This is a genomic window from Streptomyces sp. NBC_01267 (assembly GCF_036241575.1).
GTDB lineage: Bacteria > Actinomycetota > Actinomycetes > Streptomycetales > Streptomycetaceae > Streptomyces.
Genome location: NZ_CP108455.1, coordinates 4,736,781 through 4,760,547, shown reverse-complemented (window position 1 = coordinate 4,760,547; position 23,767 = coordinate 4,736,781). Strand labels below are relative to the sequence as shown.

Here is a 23,767-nt window from a genome sequence, read left to right as displayed (position 1 = left end):
CTTGAACCCGGGAATGATCGAACGTCAATGGAAGAGTGACGAATGATCGAAACTCCCATCGTTCGATCAAATTGCATTAGGGTCTCGCCTTGAGAGCGAGCCACCACACCGCGAGGGGGAGTGCCGCCGTGCGCGAGAGCGCTGCCGAACGTCATGACCGACTGCTCGAACTGGTACGGGAACAGGGCTCGGCCCGGGTCTCCGATCTCGCCGGCCGCCTCGGGGTCTCCCCCGTCACGGTGCGGCGGGACGTCGAGGCGCTGGCCGAGCGCGGGCTGCTCGACCGGGTCCACGGGTCGGTCTCCTGGCCGCAGTCGGCGGCAGCCGCGGGCGGGACGGGCTCGTCCGCGGGCAGCGGCGGGCCGGTCCTCGGCCTGCTGGCCCCTTCGGCGACGTACTACTTCGCCGAAGTGATCAGAGGCGCGCACGAGGCGGCGGCCGAAGCGGGCGCCCGGCTGATCCTGCGGATCTCCGACTACCGCCCCGAGCAGGACAGGGCCCGCACGGAGGGGCTGCTCGCGTCGGGCGCCGAGGGGCTGCTGATCGCGCCCGGCTGGCAGGGCGCGGGCGATCAGGCGGCGTACGGGGACTGGATGGCCGAACTGCCCGTGCCCGCCGTGCTGCTGGAGCGGGAGCCCGCGCCCGGCAGCGCCCTGGACGATCTGGACCGGGTCTGCTCCGACCACCGGCACGGGGTGCTGCTGGCCGTGCGCCACCTGGTCGGCCTCGGCCACGGAGCGCCGCTGCTGGTGGCGCGCGCCGACAGTCCGACGGCGCTGGCCGTACGGGCCGGGTACGACGAGGCGCTGGGTGCGCTGGGTCTGGAGCAGCCGCGCCCGGTGATCGGCTCGGTGCCCGCGGAGCTGGACCGGGGGCGCTTCGAGGAGGCCGTACGGGCCGTGCAGGAGGCCGTCGTGTCGGGCGGGGTGACGGCGGCCCTGGTGCACAACGACGTGGACGCGATCCACCTGGTGCAGCGCCTGGCCGAGCTGGGTGTCCGGGTGCCCGAGGACCTGGCCCTGGTGGCCTACGACGACGAGGTGGCCGCGCTGGCGGACACCCCGCTCACCGCGGTGGCTCCGCCCAAACGCCAGGTGGGGCGGCACGGGACCCGGCTGCTGGTCGAGCGGCTGGGCACGGAGCCGCGCGGGCTGGAGCCGGGCAGGCATCTGGCGCTGCTGCCCCGGCTCCACGTACGGGCTTCCTGCGGGGCCGGCGCGCTCCCGTAGGGGGCCGACGGGCGGCCCGTAGCAGGCTGGTGGGCGGCCCGTAGCAGGCCCCCGGAGCGCGTCCGGCGGACCCTGGATTCCGATAACGCTCTGATCTTTTTTCGATCATTCAATCTTTCGCTCTTGACTTCGGTCATTGAGAGGCCAAGGATCACGGCCAACGTCAATGTCGCCGCTAGCTCAGGAGTCTCGCTGTGAGCCGCAGTTGGAGCAGAACGTCCCTTTCCATAGCCGGCGCCGCCACCGCCCTGGCCGTCCTCACGGCTTGCGGCGGCAGCGGCGACGACACCGCGAAGGCCACGGACGGCAAGCCCGCGAACATCACCTACTGGGGCTGGACCAAGGGCTCCAAGGAGACCGTGGACGCGTTCAACGCCTCGCACAAGAACATCCACGTGAAGTTCGAGGAGATCCCGTCCGGCAACGCGGGCGGCTACGCCAAGATCTCCAACGCGGTCAAGGCGGGCAACGCCCCCGACCTGGTCTCCATCGAGTACCCGCAGCTGCCGGAGTACGTCAGCCAGGGCGCGCTCCAGGACATCAGCTCGTACATGACCGACGACGTCAAGAAGAAGTTCCTGCCGCAGGCCGTGGAGCAGACCACCCTCGGCGGCAAGAACTGGGCCGTCCCCTTCGACGCGTCGCCGCAGGCGTTCTACTACCGCAAGGACCTCTTCACCAAGTACGGCGTCGAAGTCCCCAAGACCTGGGACGACTTCCGCAAGGCCGCCGAGAAGATCAAGAAGGCCGACAAGAAGGCCCGGATCGGCACCTTCTTCCCGGACGACCCGACCACCTTCCAGGCCATGGTCTGGCAGGCCGGGGCCCAGTGGTTCAAGGCCGACGGTGACACCTGGAAGATCAACACCACCGATCCCGCCACCACCAAGGTCTCCGACTACTGGCAGGGCCTGGTCAAGGACGACCTGATCCGCTCGCAGGCGTCGTTCAGCCCGGAGTGGACCAATTCCCTGAAGAGCGGCGGCACCATCGGCTACCTCGGCGCCGCCTGGGGAGCGGGCGTCATGAAGGCGACGCTGCCCGAGCAGAGCGGCAAGTGGGCCGTCGCCCCGATGCCGTCCTGGGACGGTAAGCCCGCCAGCGGCATGCTCGGCGGCTCCACCTGGGCCGTGACCAAGGGCAGCAAGCACGTCGATGCCGCGGTCGAGTTCGCCAAGTGGATGTCGACCACCAAGGAGGGCGTCAAGGCCCGTATCTCCTCGGGTACTTCGAGCGCCTACCCGGCCGCCACGGAGCTGCTGCCCGTCGCGAAGGAGTCCTTCGACGCCTCGTTCTACGGCGGCCAGGACATCTACCAGCTGTTCGGCACCGCGGCTGCCTCGATCAAGCAGGGCTGGACCTGGGGCCCGGCGACCGGCACCACGAACACCGCGATCAAGGACGAGTTCGGCAAGGTGGCCAGTGGTGGCACCACGATCCCCGACGCGGTCAAGGCAGGCCATGACGCGACCGTCAAGGAACTGAAGAAGCGCGGCCTGAAGGTCGAGGGCTGATCGGAATGAAGGCCCGCACCCGCGCCGCCGCAATACTGCTGACCCCCTTCTACGTCCTGTTCACCGCTGTGATGCTGGTGCCGATCGGATACGCGGTCTGGCTCAGCCTCTTCACCGAGAAGCAGTCGGGACTGGGGTTCGGCGGCACCGAGTCCGTCTTCTCCGGTCTCGACAACTACGCGGCGGCGCTGGGTGACCGGGCCTTCCGCGAGGGCTTCGGCGTACTCCTCGGATACTGCGTCATCTACATCCCCCTGATGGTCTGCGGGGCCCTCGCACTGGCGCTGCTGCTGGACTCCGCGCTGGCCCGTGCCAAGCGCTTCTTCCAGCTGGCGCTCTTCCTGCCGCACGCCGTGCCCGGCATCATCGCCGCACTGATCTGGGTGTACCTCTACACACCCGGACTGAGCCCGGTGGTCTCCGCGATGCACTCCGGCGGCATCGGATTCAACTTCTTCTCCTCTTCGGGTGCTCTCCCCTCCATCGTCAACATCGCGCTGTGGGAGTGGCTCGGCTACAACATGGTGATCTTCTACGCCGCGCTGCAGGCCATCGACCGGTCCGTGCTCGAAGCGGCCACGGTGGACGGCGCCGGTGGCTGGCGCACCGCCCTCAGCATCAAACTCCCGCTGATCCGCGCCTCCGTCGTGATGGTCGCGCTGTTCACCGTCATCGGATCGCTCCAGCTGTTCACCGAGCCGCTGATCCTCAACAGCGGCTCCGGGTCAGCCGTCTCCTCCACCTGGACACCGAACATGTACGCGTACACCGCGGCCTTCTCCCGCAACGACTACGGGCTCGCGGCCTCCGCCTCCGTACTCCTCGCGCTCGCCGCCGCGCTGCTGTCGTTCCTCGTCACCCGCTTCACCGGCCGCAAGGGGAAGAACGCATGAGCCCCCGCCCCGCGCACAGGAACCGCTGGCTCTCGAAGACCGCGGTCAACGGCGCACTCGTCCTGGCCGTCGTCTACATGCTCTTCCCCCTCATCTGGCTGGTCACCGCCTCCACCAAGGACACCGGCGGCCTGCTCGCCGGGAACGCCTTCTCCTTCAAGGGCTTCAACCTCGGCCAGAACCTGTCCGACCTGGCCTCCTACGGGGACGGCGTCTACTTCCGCTGGTACGGCAACAGCCTGCTGTACGCGGGCGTCGGCGCTGTCGTCTGCTCGCTGATCTGTGTCGCCGCCGGGTACGCCTTCGACAAGTACGAATTCCGCGGCAAGGAGAAGCTCTTCGGCCTCGTCCTGCTGGGCGTGCTGGTGCCCACCACCGCGCTCGCGCTGCCGATGTACCTGCTCGCCAGCAAGATCGGGATCGTCAACACCTACTGGTCGGTGCTGATCCCGGTGCTGGTCAACCCCTTCGGCGTCTATCTCGCCCGGGTCTTCAGCGCCGGTTACATCCCGAACGAGGCGCTGGAGGCCGCCCGTATCGACGGGGCGGGCGAGCTGCGCACCTTCTGGTCGATCGGTCTTCCCATGGTCATGCCGGGGTTCGTGACCGTCTTCCTCTTCCAGTTCACCGCGATCTGGAACAACTTCTTCCTCCCCCTGGTGATGCTCTCGGACCGGAACCTCTTCCCGCTGAGCCTCGGTCTGTACTCCTGGAACACCAACACCCACGGCGAGCCGAGCTTCTATCCGCTCGTCGTCACCGGGTCCCTGCTCGCCGTCATCCCCCTGATCGTCGCCTTCGTCTCCCTCCAGCGGCACTGGAAGGCCGGCCTGACAGCCGGAAGTGTCAAGTGACCCCCGCCTCTTGACCCCCGCCGGAGCACCCGAGAAGGAGCACTGGGACCACCATGCACCACGCCACTGACAATCGGCCGGGCGTCCTGCTCGCCATGGCTCCCGGCATCGCCGAGCGCCTGCTCACCGAGCGCCACCACGTCCGGCTCACCGCCCTGGCCCGTACGGACAGCCGACTGGTCGCCCACGACCTCGCCGACCCCACCCCCGAGGTCGCCGCCGCCCTCGCCGAGGCCGAAGTCCTCTTCACCTGCTGGGGAGCGACCCCGCTCACCCCTCAGGTCCTGGACGCGGCGCCCAGGCTGCGGGCCGTCGTCCACGCGGCGGGCTCGGTCAAGCACCACATCACCGAGGCCTGCTGGGAGCGCGGCATCACCGTCGCCTCGGCCGCCGCGGCCAACGCCCTGCCCGTCGCCGAGTACACGCTCGCCGCGATCCTCTTCGCCAACAAGCAGGTGCTCCAGTCCGCGCACCGGTACCGCGCGATGCGCGGCGACCAGGACTGGCGGGACGCACTCGAAGGCGCGGGCAACTACCGCCGCACCGTCGGCATCATCGGCGCGTCCCGCATCGGACGCCGGGTGATCGAGCTGCTGCGCCCCTTCGACCTGCGGGTCCTGCTGTACGACCCGTTCGTCGACGCGGCCGGGGCCGCCGTGCTCGGAGTGGAAGCGGTCCCGCTGGACGAACTGTGCACCCGCAGCGACATCGTGTCGGTGCACGCGCCGCAGCTCCCCGCCACCCGGCACATGATCGGCGCCCGTCAGCTGGCGGCCATGCCGGACGGGGCGACGCTGATCAACACCGCGCGGGGCTCGCTGATCGACGAGGCGGCGCTGCTGCCCGAGCTGGCGGGCGGGCGGCTGCACGCCGTGCTCGATGTGACGGATCCCGAGACCCCGTACGCGGGATCGCCTCTCTACGACCTGCCGAACGTACTGCTGACGCCGCATGTCGCGGGATCGCTCGGCGGGGAGCTGTACCGGATGGCGGACCAGGCGCTGGACGAGCTCGAACGGTACGCGTCCGGGCAGGAGTTCGCGGACCCGGTGCTTCCGTCGGACCTGAACCACTCCGCGTAACCGGCCGGGAAACAGGCCCTGGGCAACCCCGGTGCCCGGACAACCTGGGAGCGCCGGGTATCCGGGAACCGGACCCGTACGAACGGCCCGGAAGCGGAAAGCACTGAGGCCCGGCACCCCTTCGCAGGGGTGCCGGGCCTCAGCCGTGCGGTGATTCAGCCTCAGTGCGAGTGGCCGTGGCCGTGGCCCACCTCGGGCTCCTCCTCCGCCGGCTTCTCGACGACCAGGGTCTCGGTCGTGAGCAGCAGCGAAGCGATGGACGCGGCGTTCTCCAGCGCGGAACGGGTGACCTTGACCGGGTCGATGACGCCGGCCTTCACCAGGTCGCCGTACTCGCCGGACGCGGCGTTGAAGCCCTGGCCCTTGTCGAGCTCGGCAACCTTCGCGGTGATGACGTAGCCCTCAAGACCGGCGTTCTCGGCGATCCAGCGCAGCGGCTCGACAGCGGCGCGGCGGACGACCGCGACACCGGTGGCCTCGTCGCCGGTCTTGCCGAGGTTGCCCTCGAGCACCTTGACGGCGTGCACCAGAGCGGAGCCACCACCGGAGACGATGCCCTCCTCGACCGCGGCGCGGGTCGCGGAGATGGCGTCCTCCAGACGGTGCTTCTTCTCCTTCAGCTCCACCTCGGTGGCGGCGCCGACCTTGATCACGCACACGCCGCCGGCCAGCTTCGCGAGGCGCTCCTGGAGCTTCTCGCGGTCCCAGTCGGAGTCCGTGGACTCGATCTCGGCCTTGATCTGGTTGACGCGCCCGGCGACCTCGTCGGACTTGCCACCGCCGTCGACGATGACGGTGTCGTCCTTGGTGATCGTCACGCGGCGGGCGGAGCCCAGCACGTCCAGACCGGCCTGGTCGAGCTTGAGGCCGACCTCCTCGGCGATGACCGTGGCACCGGTGAGGGTGGCCATGTCGCCGAGCATCGCCTTGCGGCGGTCGCCGAAGCCGGGGGCCTTGACCGCGACGGCGTTGAACGTGCCACGGATCTTGTTGACCACCAGGGTCGACAGGGCCTCGCCCTCGACGTCCTCAGCGATGATCAGCAGCGGCTTGGAGCCACCGGCCTGGATGACCTTCTCCAGCAGCGGCAGCAGGTCCTGGATCGAACCGATCTTGCCCTGGTGGATCAGGATGTACGGGTCGTCGAGGACGGCCTCCATACGCTCCTGGTCGGTCACCATGTACGGCGAGAGGTAGCCCTTGTCGAAGGCCATGCCCTCGGTGAAGTCCAGCTCCAGACCGAAGGTGTTGGACTCCTCGACGGTGATGACACCGTCCTTGCCGACCTTGTCCATCGCCTCGGCGATGAGCTCGCCGACCTGCTTGTCCTGCGCGGAGAGCGCGGCGACGGCAGCGATGTCGGACTTGTCCTCGATCGGACGGGCGGTCGCGAGGAGCTCCTCGGACACAGCCTTGACCGCGGCGTCGATGCCCTTCTTCAGCGAGGCGGGGGAAGCGCCGGCGGCGACGTTCCGCAGGCCCTCGCGGACGAGCGCCTGGGCCAGCACGGTGGCGGTGGTGGTGCCGTCACCCGCGATGTCGTTGGTCTTGGTCGCCACCTCCTTCACCAGCTGCGCGCCGAGGTTCTCGTACGGGTCGTCGAGCTCGACCTCGCGGGCGATCGTGACACCGTCGTTGGTGATGGTGGGCGCGCCGAACTTCTTGTCGATGACGACGTTGCGGCCCTTGGGGCCGATCGTCACCTTGACCGTGTCGGCAAGCTTGTTGACGCCGCGCTCAAGGGCGCGACGGGCGTCCTCGTCGAACTTCAGGATCTTCGCCATGGAGCTGATTCAGTCCTCTCAAAAAAGAACTGCGCCCCTGGTGCCCGTCACTCGGTGTGCGAACACAGCAGATGTGGGGGGCCAGGGGCGCAGATCAAGAAAAACGTCGGTGAATTACTTCTCGACGATCGCGAGAACGTCGCGAGCCGAGAGGACGAGGTACTCCTCGCCGCTGTACTTCACCTCGGTGCCGCCGTACTTGCTGTACAGCACGACATCGCCGGTCTTGACGTCGAGCGGAAGACGCTCGCCGTTCTCGAAGCGGCCCGGACCCACGGCCAGGACGACGCCCTCCTGGGGCTTCTCCTTGGCGGTGTCCGGAATGACCAGGCCGGAGGCCGTGGTCTGCTCGGCGTCGAGCGGCTGGACCACGATGCGGTCCTCAAGCGGCTTAATGGCAACCTTGGAGCTGGTTGTCGACACGATCCGGTCTCCCCCTTCGGAGATCTCACGGGGTGAACTGTTTGGGTGGCGACCGGATGGATCCGTCGTCGCGGGTGCCGGACCGGCCCGTCGCCATATTTGGCACTCTCCCGTGGGGAGTGCCAGAACTGAGACTAGGACGGCGGTTAGCACTCGGTCAAGCGGAGTGCCAATTCGGCCCGTCGATGTCCGAGCGCCGCCACCGTTGCCGCCATGACCGCGGAACCGCTCCCCGACTGGTTCCCTCCACCGCCCGGCGGTTGGACGGTGGACGATCCGGACCGGATTCCTCCGTCGGCACCGCGGTTCGAGCTCATCGACGGAGCGCTCGTCATGAGGTCGCCGCAGACCGGCTTCCACAGCCAGGTGGTGCGGCGGCTCGCCGTCCCCTTCCCCATGAGCATCGCCCTCGACTCGCTCTACCGGTCAAGGCCCACAATGGACCGGTGACCGACCTCGACTCCTTCTCCGCGCTGCTCACCGACGAGGGCCCCGCCCTGCTGGCATCCCTGCGGGACTACGACCCCGCGCAGGAACTGGCCGTCGCCACCCGGCTGCGCCGCGCGTACCCGGCCGAACTGGTCACGGCCGCGCTGGCCCAGGCCCGGCTGCGGCAGCGGGCGGTGGCGAAGTTCGGGGCCGAGGACGCGTACCGGATGTTCTTCACGCCCAACGGTGTCGAGCAGTCCACCCGCCGCTCCGTCGCCGAACACCGCGCCCGCCGCCTGGCCGAGCTGGATGTACGCAGCGTCGCCGACCTCTGCTGCGGCATCGGCGGGGACGCGATCGCGCTCGCCCGCGCCGGGATCTCCGTACTGGCGGTCGACCGCGATCCGCTGACGGCGGCCGTGGCCGGGGCCAACGCCGTCGCCCTCGGCCTCAGCGACCTGATCGAGGTGCGCTGCGCGGACGTGCAGGAGATCGACACGGCCCCGTACAGCGCGCCGTCCAACGCCGCTCCGTCCGGCACCGCCCCGTCCGACACCGCCTCGCACGGCGCAGTCTTCGTCGACCCCGCACGCCGTGGCGGGCGGGGCCGGATCTTCAACCCCGAGGCGTACTCACCACCGCTGTCCTGGGCGACCGAGGCGGTACGCGGCGGTACCGGAGCCATCAAGATCGCCCCCGGCATCCCGCACGAGATGATCCCCGCGGACGCCGAGGCGGAGTGGATCTCGGACGGCGGGGACGTCAAGGAGGCGGTGCTCTGGTTCGGTACGCGACCGGGGCTGCGCCGCGCCACCCTGCTCCCCTCCGGCGCGGTCCTCACCGGCCGCGGTCTGCCCGACCCGCCGGTCCGGCCGTTCGGCCGGTACCTGTACGAGCCGGACGGCGCCGTCATCCGCGCCCATCTGGTCGCCGAGGCCGCCGAGGAGCTGGACGGCGGGCTGATCGACGAGACGATCGCGTACATCACGGCGGACGAGCTGCGCCCCACGCCGTACGCGACCGCCTACGAGATCACCGACGCCCTCCCCTTCGGTCTGAAGAAGCTGAAGGCCCTGCTGCGCGAGCGGGAGGTGGGCAACCTGACCGTCAAGAAGCGCGGTTCGGCGGTCGAGCCGGAAGAGGTGCGCCGCAAGGTGAAGCCACAGGGGCCGAACGCGGCGACGGTCTTCCTCACCCGGGTCGCGGGCGCACCCACCATGCTCGTCGGGCGGCCCGCGACGGCGGTCACGCCAGGTCGGTGAGCTCGTCCGCGTAGACCTGGGAGAGCGGCTGCGGTCCCACGTACTGCTGGCAGTTGCAGACGCCGGGCTCGAAACCCACCGGCTTCTTGTTCTCGTCCCAGGCCGTCGGTATCTCGACGGTCTCGTGGCACTTGCCCTGCCGGTCGTGCTTGGCGAGATGGTGCGTGCAGCCGCAGACCGGCTCGGGCGGTCTGTGCGCGGCCTCGATCTCCCGTCGTTCCCGCTCGGCCGTCTCCAGCCGTTCCATCCTGCGCTCGTGGCGTGTGCGCAGCGCGGTGCGGCCGGCGTCGGCGATCCAGCCGAAACCGCCCACCATGAAGAAGGCGAATACCCACCAGAACCACTGCACTTGCGACCCCTCCCCCTGGAGTACGTGTCCGATTCCAGGTTACGCGCAGGTGCGTCCGGAGCCGTAGGCCTGTGGACAACTCACGGGGGTGCCCGGGGGTCCCCCGTACGGCCCGTGCGCGAGGCGCGACGGGCACGGTCACCCGAAGATGATCGACATGACGCCTCATGATGTGACGCCGCGTAATGTGACGTCCCGTAAGCCCCATCGCTCGTCGCCCCGCAGGCCGTACCGCGAGCCGTACGCCCGGCCGCTCCGCCGGGCCGTGGTCCGCGCGGTGGGCTGCGCGGTGGGCTGCGCGACCGCCACGTCCCTGCTGCTCGGCGGCACGGCAGCCGCCACCACCCCGGCGAAGCCGCACCAGCGGCCGGTCTGGGCCGCCTGCCCCGCACCCTCCGTGGACCAGGGCGGCGGCAAGGCGCCCGGCGCCGGGTGGACCTGCGCCACCCTGGACGTCCCGCTCGACTACGCCGCCCCCGGCGGCAGGACCGTCCCGCTGGCCCTGATCCGGCACCGCGCCACCGGCCCCGGCAAGCGCCTCGGCTCGCTGGTCTACAACTTCGGCGGCCCCGGCGGCTCCGGGGTCGACGCGCTGCCCGCCTTCGGCCCCACCTTCGCGAAGCTCAACACCCGTTACGACCTGGTGAGTTTCGATCCGCGCGGGGTCGGCAACAGCGCCCCCGTGCACTGCCTCACCGACCGGGAGACCGACGCGCTGAACGCCGTCGACTCCACCCCGGACACCCCGGCCGAGGCCAAGGCCTGGATGGACGCCACCCGGAACTTCGCGACGCGGTGCGAGCAGAAGTCCGGCCCGCTCCTCCCCCACCTGCGGACCACCGATGTGGCCCGGGACCTGGACCGGATCCGCGCGGCCGTCGGGGACGAGAAGCTGAACTACTACGGCTTCTCCTACGGTACGGAACTGGGCGCGACCTACGCCCACCTCTTCCCGCAGCAGGTCGGCCGGATGGTTCTCGACGGTGTCATGAACCCCGACAAGGACTACGAGGACGGGGCGCTCTACCAGCTCAAGGGCTTCCAACTGGCCCTGGACCACTACGCGCGGGCCTGCGTGGCCGCCACGTACCTCTGCCCGCTGCACCGCTCCACCCCGAAGGCGGTCGAGCAGGTACTGATCGACCTGGTGTCCGGTCTGGAGAAGCACCCCGCGACCGCCCCGGGCGGCCGGAAGCTCAACGACTCGCTGGCACTCACCGCGATCGAGGGCGCGCTGTACTCCCCAGCCTCCGGCTGGTCGGGAATCTCCCGCGCGGTGGCCGGGTATCTCCGCAGCCACGACCCGTCCGCGCTGCTGGCCGTGGCCGACCAGATGACGGGCCGCGACGCCAAGGGCCACTACGCGAACAGCAACAACGTCTTCTCGGCGACCAGCTGCGCGGACTTCGGCGTGCCGGTCCAGCAGGCGGAGATCCAGCGGCAGTTGCCCGCCTACCGCAAGGCGTCCCCGCTGTTCGGCGCACAGTTCGCCTGGGCGCTGAACCAGTGCACGTACTGGCCGGTCGAGGGGGCCACGAAGCGCATGGAGGTGAACGCCGACGGCGCCCCGCCGATCCTGGTCATCGGCAACACGGGCGACCCCGCGACCCCGTACGGCGGCGCCGAGCGGATGGCACACCGGCTCGGCCGGGGCGTGGGCGTGCTGGTGAGCTGGAAGGGCGGCGAGGGACACTGCTCGTACGGCAAGGGCAGCGCGTGCATCGACGGCACGGCGAACGCGTATCTGCTGGACGGGAAGGTCCCGGCGTACGGGACGAGCTGTTCGTGACGCGAGCGCCTGGCGTCCGCCCCTCGCGGGTGTGCCCGGGAGGGGCGCCGCTCAGGGCTCCAGCAGTTCCGCGGCGAGACGTCTGACCCGGTCGGCGAGGGGGCGCTGGGCGGGCTCGTGCCGTACGGCCGCATCGGCGAGCCGTACGACACCCGCCTGCCAGCGCCCGCTCGCCGTCCCTGCTTCTGCTGCCGCCACTGCCGCGTCCCCGGCCACACCGACCCGCCGCAGACCGCGCTCCAGCAACCCTGCTGCCACGTCCGGCCGTTGGCGCAGCACCGCTTTGACGACGGCCACGGCATTGGCGAGCGCGCTGGCTGCGGCGGACCAGTCGTCGCCGCGCGCCGCCGGGTTGTCGCGGTCGTACGCGGGGTCTCCGGCCACCGATCGCGCCGAGATCTCCAGGTCCAGCCGCCAGAACAGCGGCAGATCCCGGAACGCGACGAACAGCAGCCGCCGTTTGCGCGACCGCTGGAGATCGGGGTCGCTGCGCAGCGAAGCGACGTCCCGCACACGTCCCAGGCAGGCCTCGACGCCCGCCAGACAGGCGTCGAAATCCGCGTCGGGCACGGTCCAGGCGAGATCGATGTCGCTGTACGGATCCGCCGCACCCGAGGCGAGCGAACCCCGCAACTCGGCTACGGAACCCGGGAATTCGGCTTCCAGCGTGTTCATCAACTGCCGCGCGAGGGCGTATCGGCGGGCGGGGTCGAGATCCGGGAGTGACACGGCACCAGACTCTAGCGAGCGCATGGGGCCGGGATCAGCTTCGTTCGGAAAGGCGGTGAGTTCCTCATCCCGCACAGATTATTGTACGCGTACAGAAACAACGGGAGAAGGGAGATGGAGAATGGGCGAGTGCCAGGAGACGAGAGCGCGGCGGCGACCGGAACACAGCGGGGAACACACGGCGAGGCAGGTCCGACCGCCAAGCGAGCTGTCGGACGGCCGCGTCGGGTCGAGCCGGAGAAGATCGTCGGGATCGCCCGCCGCATCATCGAGGAGGAGGGCGTCGACACCCTGTCCATGCGTCGGGTCGCCAAAGAGGTCGGCGTCACCCCGATGGCGCTCTACCACCATGTGCGCGACAAGGACGAGCTGTTGATGCTCACCCTGGCCGGAATCGCGGACGGCTTCCCCCGCCCCGAACTCCCGTCGGATCCGCGCGCGCGGATGCTCGCCGTCTCGGTTCACATGCATGACGTACTGCTGCAGATCCCCTGGGTGGTGGAGATCCTCACCCTCGGCGAGCTCACCGACAAGTCCGCGCTGTGGATGGTCGACGAGATCATCGGCTCGGGTCTGGCCTGCGGACTGAGTGAGACCCAGGCAGTGCGCGCGTACCGCACCATCTGGCACTGCGCCTACGGCGACCTCGTCTTCCGCAACGCCCTGGCGAAACGCGCCGCCGAACAGCCCGGGGACGGGCGCCTCTTCCCCGAACTGCTCACGGCCGAGGACGCCGCCGAACTGCCGCACCTCACCGCGCTGGCGGACCGCTGGCGCGAGATGACGGAGTCGTACGACATCGCGGAGCAGCTCGACGCGGTCATCGAGGGGCTGCTGAGCAAGCGCTGAACCCGCCTGACGCGGCGCCCGGCGCGGGCGCGCCGGAAGAGCCGGACTACTCCGCCGCCACCGATTCGAAGCGCCAGCGGTGCACCGCGCGGGTGACCAACTCGGCTGCGGGCTCCGGGAGTTCCGGCAGATCCGCGTCGTAGGGGGCGTCCCACCAGGTGAGGACGAGCACCCGGTCCTGCGGGGCGCGCAGGAACTCGCGGCGCAGCGGCTGCCCGTCGAGCACCTGCGCCCGCGCCCATGCCAGCAGTTCGGCGCCCCGGCCGTCCGCGGCGCGGGCCTCCCACATCAGTGCGACCGTCACGGGTAGAGGTTCTCCTTGCTGATCTCGTGCACGTGGTCGTGATCGACGGCGTGGCCGTGCGCGTGCCCCTGGCCCGTCCCCGGGACGTGCGGGTCCGTCACCGGCAGCGAGGAGTCCGCCGACAGGTCCCAGTCCGACGCGGCCCTGTTCCGCGCCACCATCTCCGCGCCGAGCGCCGCCACCATCGCGCCGTTGTCCGTGCAGAGCCCCGGACGCGGCACCCGCAGCCGGACGCCCGCCCGTTCGCAGCGCTCCTGGGCGAGCGCGCGCAGCCGGGAGTTGGCGGCGACACCGCCGCCGATCATCAGGTGGTCGACACCCTCGTCCTTGCAGGCGCGGACGGCCTTGCGGGTGAGGACGTCGACGACGGCCTCCTGGAAGGACGCCGCGACATCACGTACCGGGACCTCTTCGCCCGCCGCGCGCTTCGCCTCGATCCACCGCGCCACGGAGGTCTTCAGTCCGGAGAACGAGAAGTCGTACGCGGGGTCGCGCGAGCCGGTGAGACCGCGCGGGAACGCGATCGCCTTCGGGTCGCCCTCCTTCGCCAGCCGGTCGATGACCGGGCCGCCCGGGAACCCGAGGTTCAGCACCCGCGCGATCTTGTCGAACGCCTCGCCCGCCGCGTCGTCGATGGTGGCGCCCAGCGGCCGTACGTCCGCGGTGATGTCCGGCGCGAGCAGCAGCGACGAGTGCCCGCCCGAGACCAGCAGGGCCATCGTCGGCTCGGGCAGCGGTCCGTGTTCGAGCTGGTCGACGCAGATGTGCGAGGCCAGGTGGTTGACGCCGTACAGCGGCTTGCCCAGGGCGTACGCGTACGCCTTCGCCGCCGAGACACCGACCAGCAGCGCCCCGGCGAGGCCGGGCCCCGCCGTGACCGCGATGCCGTCCAGGTCCCTGGCGGCGATCCCGGCCTCCTTCAGCGCGCGTTCGATGGTCGGAACCATCGCCTCCAGATGCGCCCGGGAGGCGATCTCCGGCACCACACCGCCGAAACGGGCGTGCGTGTCGACGCTCGAAGCCACGGCGTCGGCGAGCAGCGTCGTACCGCGGACGATGCCGACGCCCGTCTCGTCGCAGGAGGTCTCGATACCGAGTACGAGAGGTTCGTCAGCCATGGGTCTCTGTTCCTTGTGCGAGGTCCGTTTCGGGTCCCTGTGCGAGGTCCGCTTCCGGGTGCAGGTCGAGGCGCATCACGAGCGCGTCCACATTGCCCGGCTGGTAGTAGCCGCGGCGGAAGCCGATGGGCTCGAAGCCGAAGCGTTCGTAGAGTTTCTGGGCGCGGATGTTGTCGACCCGCACTTCGAGGAGCAGTTCGGCGCATTCGAAGGCGGTGGCGTGCCTGAGGAGGTCGCCGAGCAGTTCGGCGCCGAGGCCGGAGCCCCACCGGTCACGGGCCGACGCGATGGTCTGGACGTCCCCGGTGCCGCCGACGGCCGCCAGCCCGGCGTAGCCGACGATCCGCTCGCCGGCCTCCGCGACCACGTATCGGCGGGTCGCGGCGGGCCCGCGCGCATGGGCGAGCTCCGACCAGAACATGCCCTCGGACCAGGCGTCCTCGGGAAACAGCTCGTGTTCGAGATCCAGTACGGGAGCAATGTCCCACCAGCGCATCTCGCGCAGTACGGGGGCGGTCACTGCGGGGTGACCACCTTGTAGTTCTTGGGCACCTGCGCGTCGGGACGCCGCAGGTAGAGGGGGGTGACCGGGAGGAAGCCGGCCACGGCCGTCCCGTCCCCCGCGGCCGGTCCCGCAGCGGCCAGTTTCTCCGCGGCCAGCGCGGCGAGCGCCCCCGCCGGGACGTGCTCGGGAGCGCGGGCGTCCGGAAAGGTCCCGGGGTAGAGCAGCGCCCCGGCTCCCACCGCGGGCACCCCGGCGACCTGTTCGGCGATGTCGGCGGGCCGGTCGACCGCGGGCTCGCCCAGGCGCGTACGGCAGCCGTCGTACCGCGCCCAGTAGACCTCCTTGCGCCGGGCGTCCGTCGCGACGACGAAGGGGCCCTCCAGCCCGGAGGCGTACGCGAGGCCGTCCAACGTGCACAGCCCGTGGACCGGCACCCCCAGGACGGAGCCGAATGTGGCGGCTGTCACCAGGCCGACGCGCAGTCCGGTGTACGGTCCCGGGCCGACCCCGACGACGATGTCCGTGACGGCGTCGAGCGTGAGTCCGGCCTCGGCGAGGACCTGGTCGACGGCGGGCAGCAGCAGCTCCCCGTGCCGGCGGGCGTCGGTCCTGCTGGTTTCGGCGACGACGGAGGTGCCGTCGTGGAGGGCGGCGGTGACGGCGGGCGTGGCGGTATCAACGGCGAGCAAGAGCACGCAAACAGCCTACGGCTCCTGTGGCGGAGGCACGGCGCCCCGTCCCGTCAGCCTCCTGCTGCTAACGTCACCGAGAATTCGTACGTACGAAGAAATGAGGAGCCTCAGGTGTCAAGGAGCAGCTCGGGAATCGTGGCCGGGCTCACCGGGGCAGCGCTCGTCACGGTGGGTTTCCTCGCCTACCAGGCGTCCGCGAACGCCCCTGACAGCCTGGCGGCCCCCAAGCCCTCGGTCTCGGCCAGCGCCCCGGCGCACCCCGGAGGCACTCCGAAGAAACCGCACGGCCCCGCCGCCGTGCCCCCGCACTCCGGAACCGGCACCCGCGTCGTGTACTCGCTGTCGGAGAAGCGGGTATGGCTGGTCTCCGACTCCGGCACGCGGACCTTCAAGGTCATGCCGAGCACGGTGAATCCGCCGGTGGGCATCTACGGGGTGCAGTCCCGCTCGGGGAACATCCCCGGTTCCGACGGGGTGCGGATCGAGCACGTGGTCCGGTTCGCGAGCGTCAACGGGGTGACGATCGGCTTCAGCGCGGCGGTGGACGGCTCCATGGCGAGTCCGGACCCGACCCAGAAGACCGGCGGGATCCGGATGTCGCGGGAGGACGGCGACGCGATGTGGCCGCTGGCGACGTACGGCACGAAGGTCGTCGTCGTCCTGTAGCGGAACGGGCGGGAAAGCCATCAGGGACAGGCAGGGGCCGTCAGGCGCAGGGCAGGCCGCGGAGCCCCTCGGCCCGCTGTCCCGCGTGACCCGTACGGATTACGCGGCGTCGCGCTGCTCCTCGGGCTCCACCACGTCGGCCCCGGGATCGGGCTCCGGGGCTCGCGGTGGTGTGGACACGGCGCTGGCCGCCTCGCAGGAGGCGAGCAGATCGCGCATCGACAGGGGGGACGGCGACTGCGCTTCGGTCTCCGACGCGGACATGGCTGCCTCCTCGGTCAGGCGTGGTTAGGTAGACCTAACCAGGTCTTGCCATCCATGTGACCACGCCTGGTGGGATCTGTGCAACACCTTGCCGACGGCTTGTCGGAAAGTACGGAGCGCGGCGGCCGTCCGGCACGGGACGCCGGGCGCGGAGCCGTCAGCCGTCCTGGCCCTCGTGCGGCTGGTTCCCCTCGTGTCCCAGCAGCCCCGTCAGTTCGTCCTGCCCCCACCGTCCGCCGATCCCGCTGAGCGTGACCACACGGCGGTCGTCGTCGGTGTCCCCGACGCCCCGTTCGATGACCACCCGCAGCCGGTCGTCGGACAGCTCCTCGACCTTCCCGTCCCCCCACTCGACCACGATCACCGAGTCGGGCAGCGAGACGTCGAGGTCCAGGTCCTCCATCTCGTCGAGACCGCCGCCGAGGCGGTACGCGTCCACGTGCACCAGCGCGGGACCGTCACCCAGCGGCGGGTGGACGCGGGCGATGACGAAGGTCGGGGACGTGACCGCGCCGCGCACGCCCAGGCCCTCGCCCAGGCCGCGCGTCAGCGTGGTCTTGCCCGCGCCGAGCTCCCCGGAGAGCATCACCAGGTCACCGGGGCGCAGCAGAGCGGCCAGGCGGCGGCCCAGCTCCTGCATGCGGCGGGGGGAATCGACGGTCAGGCGGGTGGCGAACGCGGCGGCCGGATCAGCTGCCGGGCTGTGCGGGGCTTCCATACGGTCCAACGTTAGCGGCTGCCGGCACCACGCCGACCCGGGCCAGCAGCGCGGCCAGCCGATCGGTGACGACCTCGGGGTGTTCGAGCATGACCAGGTGCCCGGCGTCCGGGACGATGACCAGCTCGGAACCGGGCAGCAGGTCGGCGACGACCTCGCTGTGCGCGCTGGGTGTCACCAGGTCGTTGTCGCCCGCCAGGACGAGCGCGGGCACCTCGGCGAAGACCGCGGCCAGCGCGTCCGCCTTGTCGTGATCGGTGAAGGCCGGGTAGAACTCCGCGACCACGTCGATCGGCGTCCCCTCGATCAGCCGCTCGGCGAACCGGGCCACCCCGGGGTCGACATCCTTCGAACCGAAGGAGTACCGCTTGATCAGACCGGCGAACAGATCGGCGGTGGCACGCCGTCCCCGCTCCACCAGCTCCGTCTGGGAGCCGAGCGCCTTCAGTACGCCGGGGAGCACCCTGCGTACCGCGTTCACCCCCGCCACGGGCAGCCCGAAGCTCACCTCGCCGAGCTTCCCGCAGGAGGTGCCGACGAAGGCGGCGCCGACCACCCGCTCGCGTACCAGCGCGGGGAACTGGTCGCCGAGCGCCATCATCGTCATGCCGCCCATCGAGTGCCCCACCAGGACCAGGTCCCCCTCGGGCGCCGCCGCGTCGATGACCGCCTTCAGGTCGCGGCCGAGCTGGTCGATGGTGACCGGTACGCCGTCGGCCTGCGCCCGGCCACGCTGTGACCGGCCGTGGCTGCGCTGGTCCCAGTGGACGGTACGGACGACGCCGCGCAGCGCCGCGCGCTGGAAGTGCCAGGAGTCCTGGCCGAGGCAGTAGCCGTGCGAGAAGACGACCGTGACGGGACGGGCGGCCCGGCGACCGGGTAGCCGGGGGGCGGGCCCGGAGGCCTCCGGGCCGGTCTCGTCCACCTCGTAGTAGATCTCCGTGCCGTCGTCGGCGACCGCCCGGCCCGGCATGCCGCGCAGGGAGCCGTACGGCCCCGACGCGTCCAGGGCGAGCCGTGCCTTCTTGCGCATGCCGCGGCCGACGGTCAGCCGCTCGACGGCCACGCCCGCCGCGGCCCCGGCCGCGAGCACGCCGATGGCGGCACCGGCGAAGCCCCCGGCCCGGCGCCAGTTGGCGCCCGCCGCGACGGCCCCGGCCACATCCGCGCTGGTGCTCTCGCTCACCGTGCCGCTCTCCTCGTGGTCGTACAGCGGTCGTACAGCGGTCGTCTAGTGGTCCGTCCGGTCGTCGCCCTGGCCGGCCGGATCCCGCGGGCCTTCCGGGGTCCTGATCACCGCACCGGCCGGATCCCCGTTCACCGGGCCTTCCGGGTCCCCGTCGACGTACACGCGGTCCACCCGGGAACCGATGCGGGTGACGATCTCGTACGCGATCGTGTCCGCCGCCTCCGCCCAGTCCTCCGCGGTCGGCTCGCCCCGGTCACCCGGGCCGAACAGCACGGCCTCCGCGCCCGGCAGGAGCGCGTCCCCGTCCAGATCCACCACGAACTGGTCCATGGCGATCCGTCCGGCCACCCGCCGCCACGCGCCGCCGACCAGCACCGGGCCCCGGCCCGAGGCGTGCCGGGGGATGCCGTCCGCGTATCCGAGCGGGACCAGGCCCAGGGTGGTGTCGGCGGAGGTGACGTAGTGGTGGCCGTAGCTGACGCCGTGGCCCGCCGGGACCCGCTTGACCAGGCCGAGGCGGGCGCTGAGCGTCATCACCGGGCGCAGGCCGAAGTCGGCGGCGCTGCCGAGCTGCGGAACGGGCGAGATGCCGTACAGCGCGACGCCGGGGCGGATCAGGTCGTAGTGCGAGCCGGGCAGGGTCAGCACCGCCGGTGAGTTGGCGATGTGCCGGACCTCGGGGCGCAGGCCCGCCTTCTCCGCGTACGCGACGGCCTCGTCGAAGCGGGCCGTCTGCGGGGCGATCGACGGGTGGCCCGGCTCGTCCGCGCAGGCGTAGTGCGACCAGATCCCGGTGACCCGGATCAGCCCGGCCGCCTCGGCGGCGACCGCCGCAGCGACCAGTTCCGGCCAGTCGGCGGGCTGGCAGCCGCCCCGCCCGAGGCCGGTGTCGGCCTTGAGCTGGACCCGCGCCGTGCGACCGCTCGCCCGCGCCGCCTCCCGTACCTCGTCGAGCGCCCACATCCCGCCCACGGACACGTCGATATCGGCCTCGACGGCCTCCCGCCACGGCCCGCCGGGCGTCCACAGCCAGCAGAGCAGCCTGCTGTCGATTCCCGCGGCGCGCAGCGCGAGGGCCTCCTGCGGGGTGGCGGTGCCGAGCCAGTTCGCACCGGCCTGCAGGGCGGCCCTGGCACAGGGCACCATGCCGTGCCCGTAGGCGTCCGCCTTGACCACAGCCATCAGCTGGGCACGGGGCGCGCGGGCGCGCAGAGCGTGAACATTGGCGCGCAGAGCTGCGAGATCGATCTCGGCGCGCGCTCGCATGGGGGTGTCAGTCATCGCGTCGACAGTCTCTCAGAGCGCGGGCAGGGACTCAGGACCTGTCCGGCCGGCGCCGGACCCGCACCGCTCTCACCCGCAGACATCCCGCCAGGCCCCCGCGATACCGTCCGCCACGTCCTGCGCCACCACGGACGCCCCGCCGGACGCCCGGCGGGCCGCCAGGCCGTGCAGATAGGCCGCGGCCGAACCCGCGTCCCGCGCGTCGAGACCCGCCGCGAGCAGCGAGCCCGCGAGGCCCGACAGCACATCGCCGCTGCCCGCGGTGGCCAGCCACGGTGTGCCGGTCGGATTCACCCGAACCGGGGTGTCCCCCGAGGGCGCCGCGACGAGCGTGGTGGAGCCCTTGAGCAGGACCGTCGCCCCGTACCGCGAGGCCAGCGCCCGCACCGACGACAGCCGGGCGCCCTCGACCTCCTCGCGCGACACCTCCAGCAGCGCCGCCGCCTCGCCCGCGTGCGGGGTGAGCAGGGTGGGCGCCGACCGGGCCCGTACGGCCGCGGCGTCCAGCAGCCGCAGCCCGTCGGCGTCCACCAGGACCGGGACGTCGGAGGCCAGGATCTCGTCGACCGCCGACACGTCGTCCCCGAGCCCCGGTCCCACCACCCAGGCCTGCACCCGTCCGGCCTTCGACGGCGGCCCGGCGTGCACCAGCGTCTCGGGGAACCGCGCGATCACCGCGTCCGCCGCCGGGCCCACGTACCGCACCGCGCCCGCACCGCCCCGCAGCGCGCCCGCCACCGCGAGCACCGCGGCGCCGGGATAGCGCGCCGACCCGGCGACGATGCCGACGACGCCGCGCCGGTACTTGTCGCTCTCGGCGGAAGGCATCGGCAGCAGGGCCGCCACGTCCGCGTACTGGAGCGCTTCGAGCTCCGGTACGACGGGCAGGTCGAGCCCGATGTCGACGAGCCGCACCGCCCCGGCGTACTCGGCGGCCGGGTCGATGAGCAGCCCCGGCTTGTACGCCCCGAAGGTGACCGTCGCGTCCGCCCGCACCGCCTCGCCGACGACCTCACCGGTGTCGGCGGACACCCCGCTCGGCAGGTCCACGGCGACCACCGGGACCGCGTCGGACACCGCCCACAGCGCGGCCACCGCGTCCGGCCGCAGACCGCCCCGGCCGCCGATGCCGGTGATCCCGTCGACCACCAGGTCGGCGCGGCCGATCACCGAGACGTCGTCGACCCGCCCACCGGCCGCGAGCAGCGCCCGCAGCCCGCCCGGGTGGGCCCGGTCGGGGGCCAGCAGCACCGCCGCCACCCCCGCACCGCGCCGGGCGAGCCGGGCCCCCGCGTACAGGGCGTCCCCGCCGTTGTCCCCGCTCCCGACGAGGAGCACGACCCTGGCGCCGTACACCCGTCCCAGCAGGTCCGCGCAGGCCGCGGCAAGGCCGGCGGCGGCCCGCTGCATGAGGGCGCCCTCCGGCAGCCGGGCCATCAGTTCGCGCTCGGCGGTTCGTACGGTCTCCACGCTGTAAGCAGTACGCATACCTCAACCCTCCGCGATCACGACGGCGGAGGCCACTCCCGCGTCATGGCTGAGCGAGACATGCCACGACTGCACCCCCAGCTCGGCGGCGCGCGCCGCCACCGTGCCGCTGACCCGAAGCCTGGGCCGCCCGCTGTCCTCCACGAACACCTCGGCGTCCGTCCAGCGCAGCCCGCTGGGCGCCCCGAGCGCCTTCGCCAGCGCCTCCTTGGCGGCGAACCGGGCAGCCAGTGAGGCGATACCCCGCCGTTCACCGCCGGGAAGTATCAACTCCCCCGGCAGGAAGAGCCGTTCGGCCATCTGCGGGGTCCGCTCCAGAGCTGCGGCGAACCGTTCGATCTCGGCGACGTCGATCCCGACCCCGACAATCATTCGACCGTCACCGACTTCGCGAGGTTGCGCGGCTGGTCGACCTCGTTGCCGCGCGCGGTCGCCAGTTCGCAGGCGAAGACCTGCAACGGGACGGCCGCCACCAGCGGCTGCAGCAGCGTGGGCGTGGCCGGGATCCGGACGAGATGGTCCGCGTACGGCACCACGGCCTCGTCCCCCTCCTCCGCGATCACGATCGTGCGCGCCCCACGGGCCCTGATCTCCTGGATGTTCGACACCATCTTCCCGTGCAGCACCGACCGGCCGCGCGGCGACGGCACCACCACGACCACCGGCAGATCGTCCTCGATCAGCGCGATGGGGCCGTGCTTGAGCTCACCCGCCGCGAACCCCTCGGCGTGCATGTACGCCAGCTCCTTCAGCTTGAGCGCGCCCTCCAGCGCCACCGGGTACCCGACGTGGCGGCCGACGAACAGCACCGTGCGCTTGCCGGCCAGTGACCGCGCCAACTCCCGCACCGGGCCCATGGTCTCCAGCACCCGCTCGACCTGTCCCGAGATCTCGGACAGCTCACGGACGACCACCCTGATCTCGTCCGCCCACTTCGTCCCGCGCACCTGCCCCAGGTACAGCGCCACGAGGTAGCACGCCACCAGTTGGGTGAGGAACGCCTTGGTCGAGGCGACGGCGACCTCAGGGCCCGCGTGCGTGTAGAGCACCGCGTCCGATTCCCGGGGAATGGTCGACCCGTTGGTGTTGCAGATGGCCAGCACCTTCGCGCCCTGCTCGCGGGCATGGCGCAGCGCCATCAGCGTGTCCATGGTCTCGCCGGACTGCGAAATGGCGATCACCAGCGTCTGCTGGTCGAGGATCGGGTCCCGGTAGCGGAACTCGCTGGCCAGTTCGGTCTCGCAGGGGATCCGCGTCCAGTGCTCGATCGCGTACTTGGCGATCATCCCTGCGTGGTACGCGGTCCCGCAGGCCACGATGACGACCTTGTCGACCTCCCGCAGCACACCGGCGGGAATCCGCACCTCGTCGAGGGTCAGCAGCCCGCCGGCGTCGATCCGTCCCAGCAGGGTGTCGGCGACCGCCTTCGGCTGTTCGGCGATCTCCTTGAGCATGAAGTAGTCGTAACCCCCCTTCTCCGCCGCCGACGCGTCCCAGTCCACGTGGTACGCACGGGTCTCGGCCGGCGCCCCCTCGAAGTCGGTGACGAGCACCCCGTCCCGGCGGAGCTCCACCACCTGGTCCTGCCCCAGTTCGATCGCGGACCGGGTATGGGCGATGAACGCGGCCACGTCCGAGGCGAGGAAGGCCTCGCCCTCCCCGACGCCCACCACCAGGGGGGAGTTCCGCCGCGCGCCGACCACCACGTCCGGTTCGTCCGCGTGCACCGCGACCAGGGTGAACGCCCCGTCGAGCCGCCTGCACACCTGACGCATCGCCTCCGCCAGGTCCCCGCACGAGGAGTACGCCTCGGCGAGCAGGTGGGCCACCACCTCGGTGTCGGTCTCCGACGCCAAGTCGTGTCCGCGTCCGGCCAGTTCGTCACGGAGCGCCGCGAAGTTCTCGATGATCCCGTTGTGCACGACCGCGACCCGCCCCGCGTTGTCCAGATGCGGATGCGCGTTGTCGTCGTTGGGCGCACCGTGCGTCGCCCACCGGGTGTGCCCGATCCCGGTCGACCCGGCGGGCAAGGGCCGCTCGACCAGCTCCTTCTCCAGATTGACGAGCTTCCCGGCCTTCTTCGCGGCTGCCAGCCCGCCGTCCGCGAGCACGGCCACCCCGGCCGAGTCGTAGCCCCGGTACTCCAGCCGTTTGAGACCCGCGATGACAACATCCAGCGCCGACTGCCCGCCGACGTACCCCACGATTCCGCACATGTCGGCAGCCTACGGCGGACCTGCCCGCGAGGCCGGTATCCGCGCACCGCCCCGACGGCCGCTCACCCGGCCCGCCCGGCCGCCCCACGTGACCCACCCCACCCTCCACCATCGGCTCACACCCCCGACAATGAACG

25 protein-coding genes are annotated in these 23,767 nt (G+C 71.4%); 10 read left to right on the top strand and 15 right to left on the bottom strand.

Features of this window, described 5'->3' with window-relative positions; genetic code table 11:
- Nucleotides 1-128 precede the first annotated feature (128 nt).
- From OG709_RS21980 to OG709_RS21960, 5 genes are all read left to right on the top strand, one after another.
- Entirely contained in the window at nt 129-1,229 is a 1,101-nt protein-coding gene (locus tag OG709_RS21980) for a substrate-binding domain-containing protein (protein ID WP_250299383.1), read from the top strand.
- Nucleotides 1,230-1,423: 194 nt separating this feature from the next.
- On the top strand, nt 1,424-2,743 hold the full coding sequence (locus tag OG709_RS21975) for an ABC transporter substrate-binding protein (protein ID WP_250299382.1): 1,320 nt from the start codon (nt 1,424-1,426) through the stop codon (nt 2,741-2,743).
- A 5-nt stretch (nt 2,744-2,748) separates the two neighbouring features.
- Nucleotides 2,749-3,636 carry a carbohydrate ABC transporter permease gene (locus tag OG709_RS21970; protein ID WP_250299380.1) on the top strand — a complete coding sequence of 296 codons (888 nt, stop codon included), beginning with the start codon at nt 2,749-2,751 and terminating at the stop codon, nt 3,634-3,636.
- Nucleotides 3,633-4,490 carry a carbohydrate ABC transporter permease gene (locus OG709_RS21965; RefSeq protein ID WP_250299379.1) on the top strand — a complete coding sequence of 286 codons (858 nt, stop codon included), beginning with the start codon at nt 3,633-3,635 and terminating at the stop codon, nt 4,488-4,490. Before OG709_RS21970 ends, OG709_RS21965 begins: the two co-directional genes overlap by 4 nt.
- Nucleotides 4,491-4,543: 53 nt before the next feature.
- Nucleotides 4,544-5,572, top strand: a complete 1,029-nt coding sequence (locus tag OG709_RS21960) for a hydroxyacid dehydrogenase (protein ID WP_329167543.1) — start codon at nt 4,544-4,546, stop codon at nt 5,570-5,572.
- Between the two features lie 161 nt (nt 5,573-5,733).
- Here OG709_RS21960 and groL read toward each other — a convergent pair whose 3' ends face one another.
- Both groL and groES read right to left on the bottom strand, forming a co-directional pair.
- Nucleotides 5,734-7,356 carry a chaperonin GroEL gene (groL, locus tag OG709_RS21955; protein WP_329167541.1) on the bottom strand — a complete coding sequence of 541 codons (1,623 nt, stop codon included), beginning with the start codon at nt 7,354-7,356 and terminating at the stop codon, nt 5,734-5,736.
- A 114-nt stretch (nt 7,357-7,470) separates the two neighbouring features.
- A complete protein-coding gene (gene groES / locus OG709_RS21950; RefSeq protein WP_030084405.1) occupies nt 7,471-7,779 on the bottom strand; it encodes a co-chaperone GroES in 309 nt (102 codons plus the stop codon).
- Between the two features lie 213 nt (nt 7,780-7,992).
- Here groES and OG709_RS21945 point away from each other — a divergent pair, with 213 nt between their 5' ends.
- Both OG709_RS21945 and OG709_RS21940 read left to right on the top strand, forming a co-directional pair.
- Nucleotides 7,993-8,229 (top strand): hypothetical protein, encoded by a 237-nt coding sequence (locus tag OG709_RS21945; RefSeq protein WP_406113987.1) that lies wholly within the window; start codon nt 7,993-7,995, stop codon nt 8,227-8,229.
- Entirely contained in the window at nt 8,226-9,470 is a 1,245-nt protein-coding gene (locus tag OG709_RS21940; RefSeq protein WP_329167538.1) for a class I SAM-dependent methyltransferase, read from the top strand. The genes OG709_RS21945 and OG709_RS21940 overlap by 4 nt, the downstream gene beginning before the upstream one ends.
- Here the strand turns inward: OG709_RS21940 and OG709_RS21935 are convergent.
- Complete coding sequence (locus tag OG709_RS21935; protein WP_250299375.1) at nt 9,454-9,819, bottom strand: hypothetical protein; 366 nt, start codon at nt 9,817-9,819, stop codon at nt 9,454-9,456. The two genes, OG709_RS21940 and OG709_RS21935, sit on opposite strands and share 17 nt — an antisense overlap.
- Nucleotides 9,820-9,976: 157 nt before the next feature.
- Here OG709_RS21935 and OG709_RS21930 point away from each other — a divergent pair, with 157 nt between their 5' ends.
- Nucleotides 9,977-11,608: an alpha/beta hydrolase gene (locus OG709_RS21930; protein ID WP_329167536.1), complete on the top strand. Its 1,632-nt coding sequence runs from the start codon at nt 9,977-9,979 to the stop codon at nt 11,606-11,608.
- A gap of 51 nt (nt 11,609-11,659) precedes the next feature.
- On the opposite strand, the gene OG709_RS21925 is transcribed toward OG709_RS21930, so the two are convergent.
- Nucleotides 11,660-12,337: a hypothetical protein gene (locus tag OG709_RS21925; RefSeq protein WP_326694202.1), complete on the bottom strand. Its 678-nt coding sequence runs from the start codon at nt 12,335-12,337 to the stop codon at nt 11,660-11,662.
- 129 nt (nt 12,338-12,466) lie between these two features.
- Here OG709_RS21925 and OG709_RS21920 point away from each other — a divergent pair, with 129 nt between their 5' ends.
- Complete coding sequence (locus OG709_RS21920; RefSeq protein WP_326694203.1) at nt 12,467-13,186, top strand: TetR/AcrR family transcriptional regulator; 720 nt, start codon at nt 12,467-12,469, stop codon at nt 13,184-13,186.
- 46 nt (nt 13,187-13,232) lie between these two features.
- On the opposite strand, the gene OG709_RS21915 is transcribed toward OG709_RS21920, so the two are convergent.
- From OG709_RS21915 to tsaB, 4 genes are read right to left on the bottom strand one after another with little or no spacing between them, the layout of a single operon-like run.
- Entirely contained in the window at nt 13,233-13,490 is a 258-nt protein-coding gene (locus OG709_RS21915; protein ID WP_326694204.1) for a hypothetical protein, read from the bottom strand.
- On the bottom strand, nt 13,487-14,608 hold the full coding sequence (gene tsaD, locus OG709_RS21910; protein ID WP_250299368.1) for a tRNA (adenosine(37)-N6)-threonylcarbamoyltransferase complex transferase subunit TsaD: 1,122 nt from the start codon (nt 14,606-14,608) through the stop codon (nt 13,487-13,489). The genes OG709_RS21915 and tsaD overlap by 4 nt, the downstream gene beginning before the upstream one ends.
- Nucleotides 14,601-15,104 carry a ribosomal protein S18-alanine N-acetyltransferase gene (gene rimI / locus OG709_RS21905; protein ID WP_250299572.1) on the bottom strand — a complete coding sequence of 168 codons (504 nt, stop codon included), beginning with the start codon at nt 15,102-15,104 and terminating at the stop codon, nt 14,601-14,603. Before rimI ends, tsaD begins: the two co-directional genes overlap by 8 nt.
- Nucleotides 15,105-15,124: 20 nt before the next feature.
- On the bottom strand, nt 15,125-15,808 hold the full coding sequence (gene tsaB, locus OG709_RS21900; RefSeq protein WP_250299360.1) for a tRNA (adenosine(37)-N6)-threonylcarbamoyltransferase complex dimerization subunit type 1 TsaB: 684 nt from the start codon (nt 15,806-15,808) through the stop codon (nt 15,125-15,127).
- A 108-nt stretch (nt 15,809-15,916) separates the two neighbouring features.
- On the opposite strand from tsaB, the gene OG709_RS21895 reads away from it, so the two are divergent.
- Nucleotides 15,917-16,471 (top strand): hypothetical protein, encoded by a 555-nt coding sequence (locus OG709_RS21895; protein WP_250299353.1) that lies wholly within the window; start codon nt 15,917-15,919, stop codon nt 16,469-16,471.
- A gap of 99 nt (nt 16,472-16,570) precedes the next feature.
- Here the strand turns inward: OG709_RS21895 and OG709_RS21890 are convergent, their stop codons facing one another.
- The 7 genes from OG709_RS21890 to glmS all read right to left on the bottom strand — a co-directional run bounded on the left by OG709_RS21890 (nt 16,571) and on the right by glmS (nt 23,630).
- Nucleotides 16,571-16,735, bottom strand: coding sequence for a hypothetical protein (locus OG709_RS21890; protein ID WP_250299352.1), 165 nt, complete (start codon nt 16,733-16,735; stop codon nt 16,571-16,573).
- 157 nt (nt 16,736-16,892) lie between these two features.
- A complete protein-coding gene (gene tsaE, locus OG709_RS21885; protein ID WP_250299350.1) occupies nt 16,893-17,453 on the bottom strand; it encodes a tRNA (adenosine(37)-N6)-threonylcarbamoyltransferase complex ATPase subunit type 1 TsaE in 561 nt (186 codons plus the stop codon).
- On the bottom strand, nt 17,425-18,639 hold the full coding sequence (locus OG709_RS21880) for an alpha/beta fold hydrolase (RefSeq protein ID WP_266641333.1): 1,215 nt from the start codon (nt 18,637-18,639) through the stop codon (nt 17,425-17,427). Before OG709_RS21880 ends, tsaE begins: the two co-directional genes overlap by 29 nt.
- A 45-nt stretch (nt 18,640-18,684) precedes the next feature.
- Nucleotides 18,685-19,908 carry an alanine racemase gene (gene alr, locus OG709_RS21875; protein ID WP_250299571.1) on the bottom strand — a complete coding sequence of 408 codons (1,224 nt, stop codon included), beginning with the start codon at nt 19,906-19,908 and terminating at the stop codon, nt 18,685-18,687.
- 87 nt (nt 19,909-19,995) lie between these two features.
- Entirely contained in the window at nt 19,996-21,414 is a 1,419-nt protein-coding gene (locus OG709_RS21870; RefSeq protein WP_250299346.1) for an NAD(P)H-hydrate dehydratase, read from the bottom strand.
- A 3-nt stretch (nt 21,415-21,417) separates the two neighbouring features.
- Nucleotides 21,418-21,786: a holo-ACP synthase gene (locus OG709_RS21865; protein WP_250299344.1), complete on the bottom strand. Its 369-nt coding sequence runs from the start codon at nt 21,784-21,786 to the stop codon at nt 21,418-21,420.
- Nucleotides 21,783-23,630, bottom strand: coding sequence for a glutamine--fructose-6-phosphate transaminase (isomerizing) (gene glmS, locus OG709_RS21860; protein WP_329167529.1), 1,848 nt, complete (start codon nt 23,628-23,630; stop codon nt 21,783-21,785). The genes OG709_RS21865 and glmS overlap by 4 nt, the downstream gene beginning before the upstream one ends.
- Between the last annotated feature and the right edge of the window lie 137 nt (nt 23,631-23,767).

Excerpts from the sequence above, each read along its gene's own strand:
- OG709_RS21870 (WP_250299346.1), bottom strand. The coding sequence starts at position 21,414 with ATGCGTACTGCTTACAGCGTGGAGACCGTACGAACCGCCGAGCGCGAA.
- OG709_RS21960 (WP_329167543.1), top strand. The coding sequence starts at position 4,544 with ATGCACCACGCCACTGACAATCGGCCGGGCGTCCTGCTCGCCATGGCT.
- OG709_RS21865 (WP_250299344.1), bottom strand. The coding sequence starts at position 21,786 with ATGATTGTCGGGGTCGGGATCGACGTCGCCGAGATCGAACGGTTCGCC.
- OG709_RS21890 (WP_250299352.1), bottom strand. The coding sequence starts at position 16,735 with ATGTCCGCGTCGGAGACCGAAGCGCAGTCGCCGTCCCCCCTGTCGATG.
- alr (WP_250299571.1), bottom strand. The coding sequence starts at position 19,908 with ATGCGAGCGCGCGCCGAGATCGATCTCGCAGCTCTGCGCGCCAATGTT.
- OG709_RS21930 (WP_329167536.1), top strand. The coding sequence starts at position 9,977 with ATGACGCCTCATGATGTGACGCCGCGTAATGTGACGTCCCGTAAGCCC.
- OG709_RS21965 (WP_250299379.1), top strand. The coding sequence starts at position 3,633 with ATGAGCCCCCGCCCCGCGCACAGGAACCGCTGGCTCTCGAAGACCGCG.
- OG709_RS21945 (WP_406113987.1), top strand. The coding sequence starts at position 7,993 with ATGACCGCGGAACCGCTCCCCGACTGGTTCCCTCCACCGCCCGGCGGT.
- OG709_RS21970 (WP_250299380.1), top strand. The coding sequence starts at position 2,749 with ATGAAGGCCCGCACCCGCGCCGCCGCAATACTGCTGACCCCCTTCTAC.
- tsaE (WP_250299350.1), bottom strand. The coding sequence starts at position 17,453 with ATGGAAGCCCCGCACAGCCCGGCAGCTGATCCGGCCGCCGCGTTCGCC.
- tsaD (WP_250299368.1), bottom strand. The coding sequence starts at position 14,608 with ATGGCTGACGAACCTCTCGTACTCGGTATCGAGACCTCCTGCGACGAG.
- rimI (WP_250299572.1), bottom strand. The coding sequence starts at position 15,104 with ATGCGCTGGTGGGACATTGCTCCCGTACTGGATCTCGAACACGAGCTG.
- glmS (WP_329167529.1), bottom strand. The coding sequence starts at position 23,630 with ATGTGCGGAATCGTGGGGTACGTCGGCGGGCAGTCGGCGCTGGATGTT.
- groL (WP_329167541.1), bottom strand. The coding sequence starts at position 7,356 with ATGGCGAAGATCCTGAAGTTCGACGAGGACGCCCGTCGCGCCCTTGAG.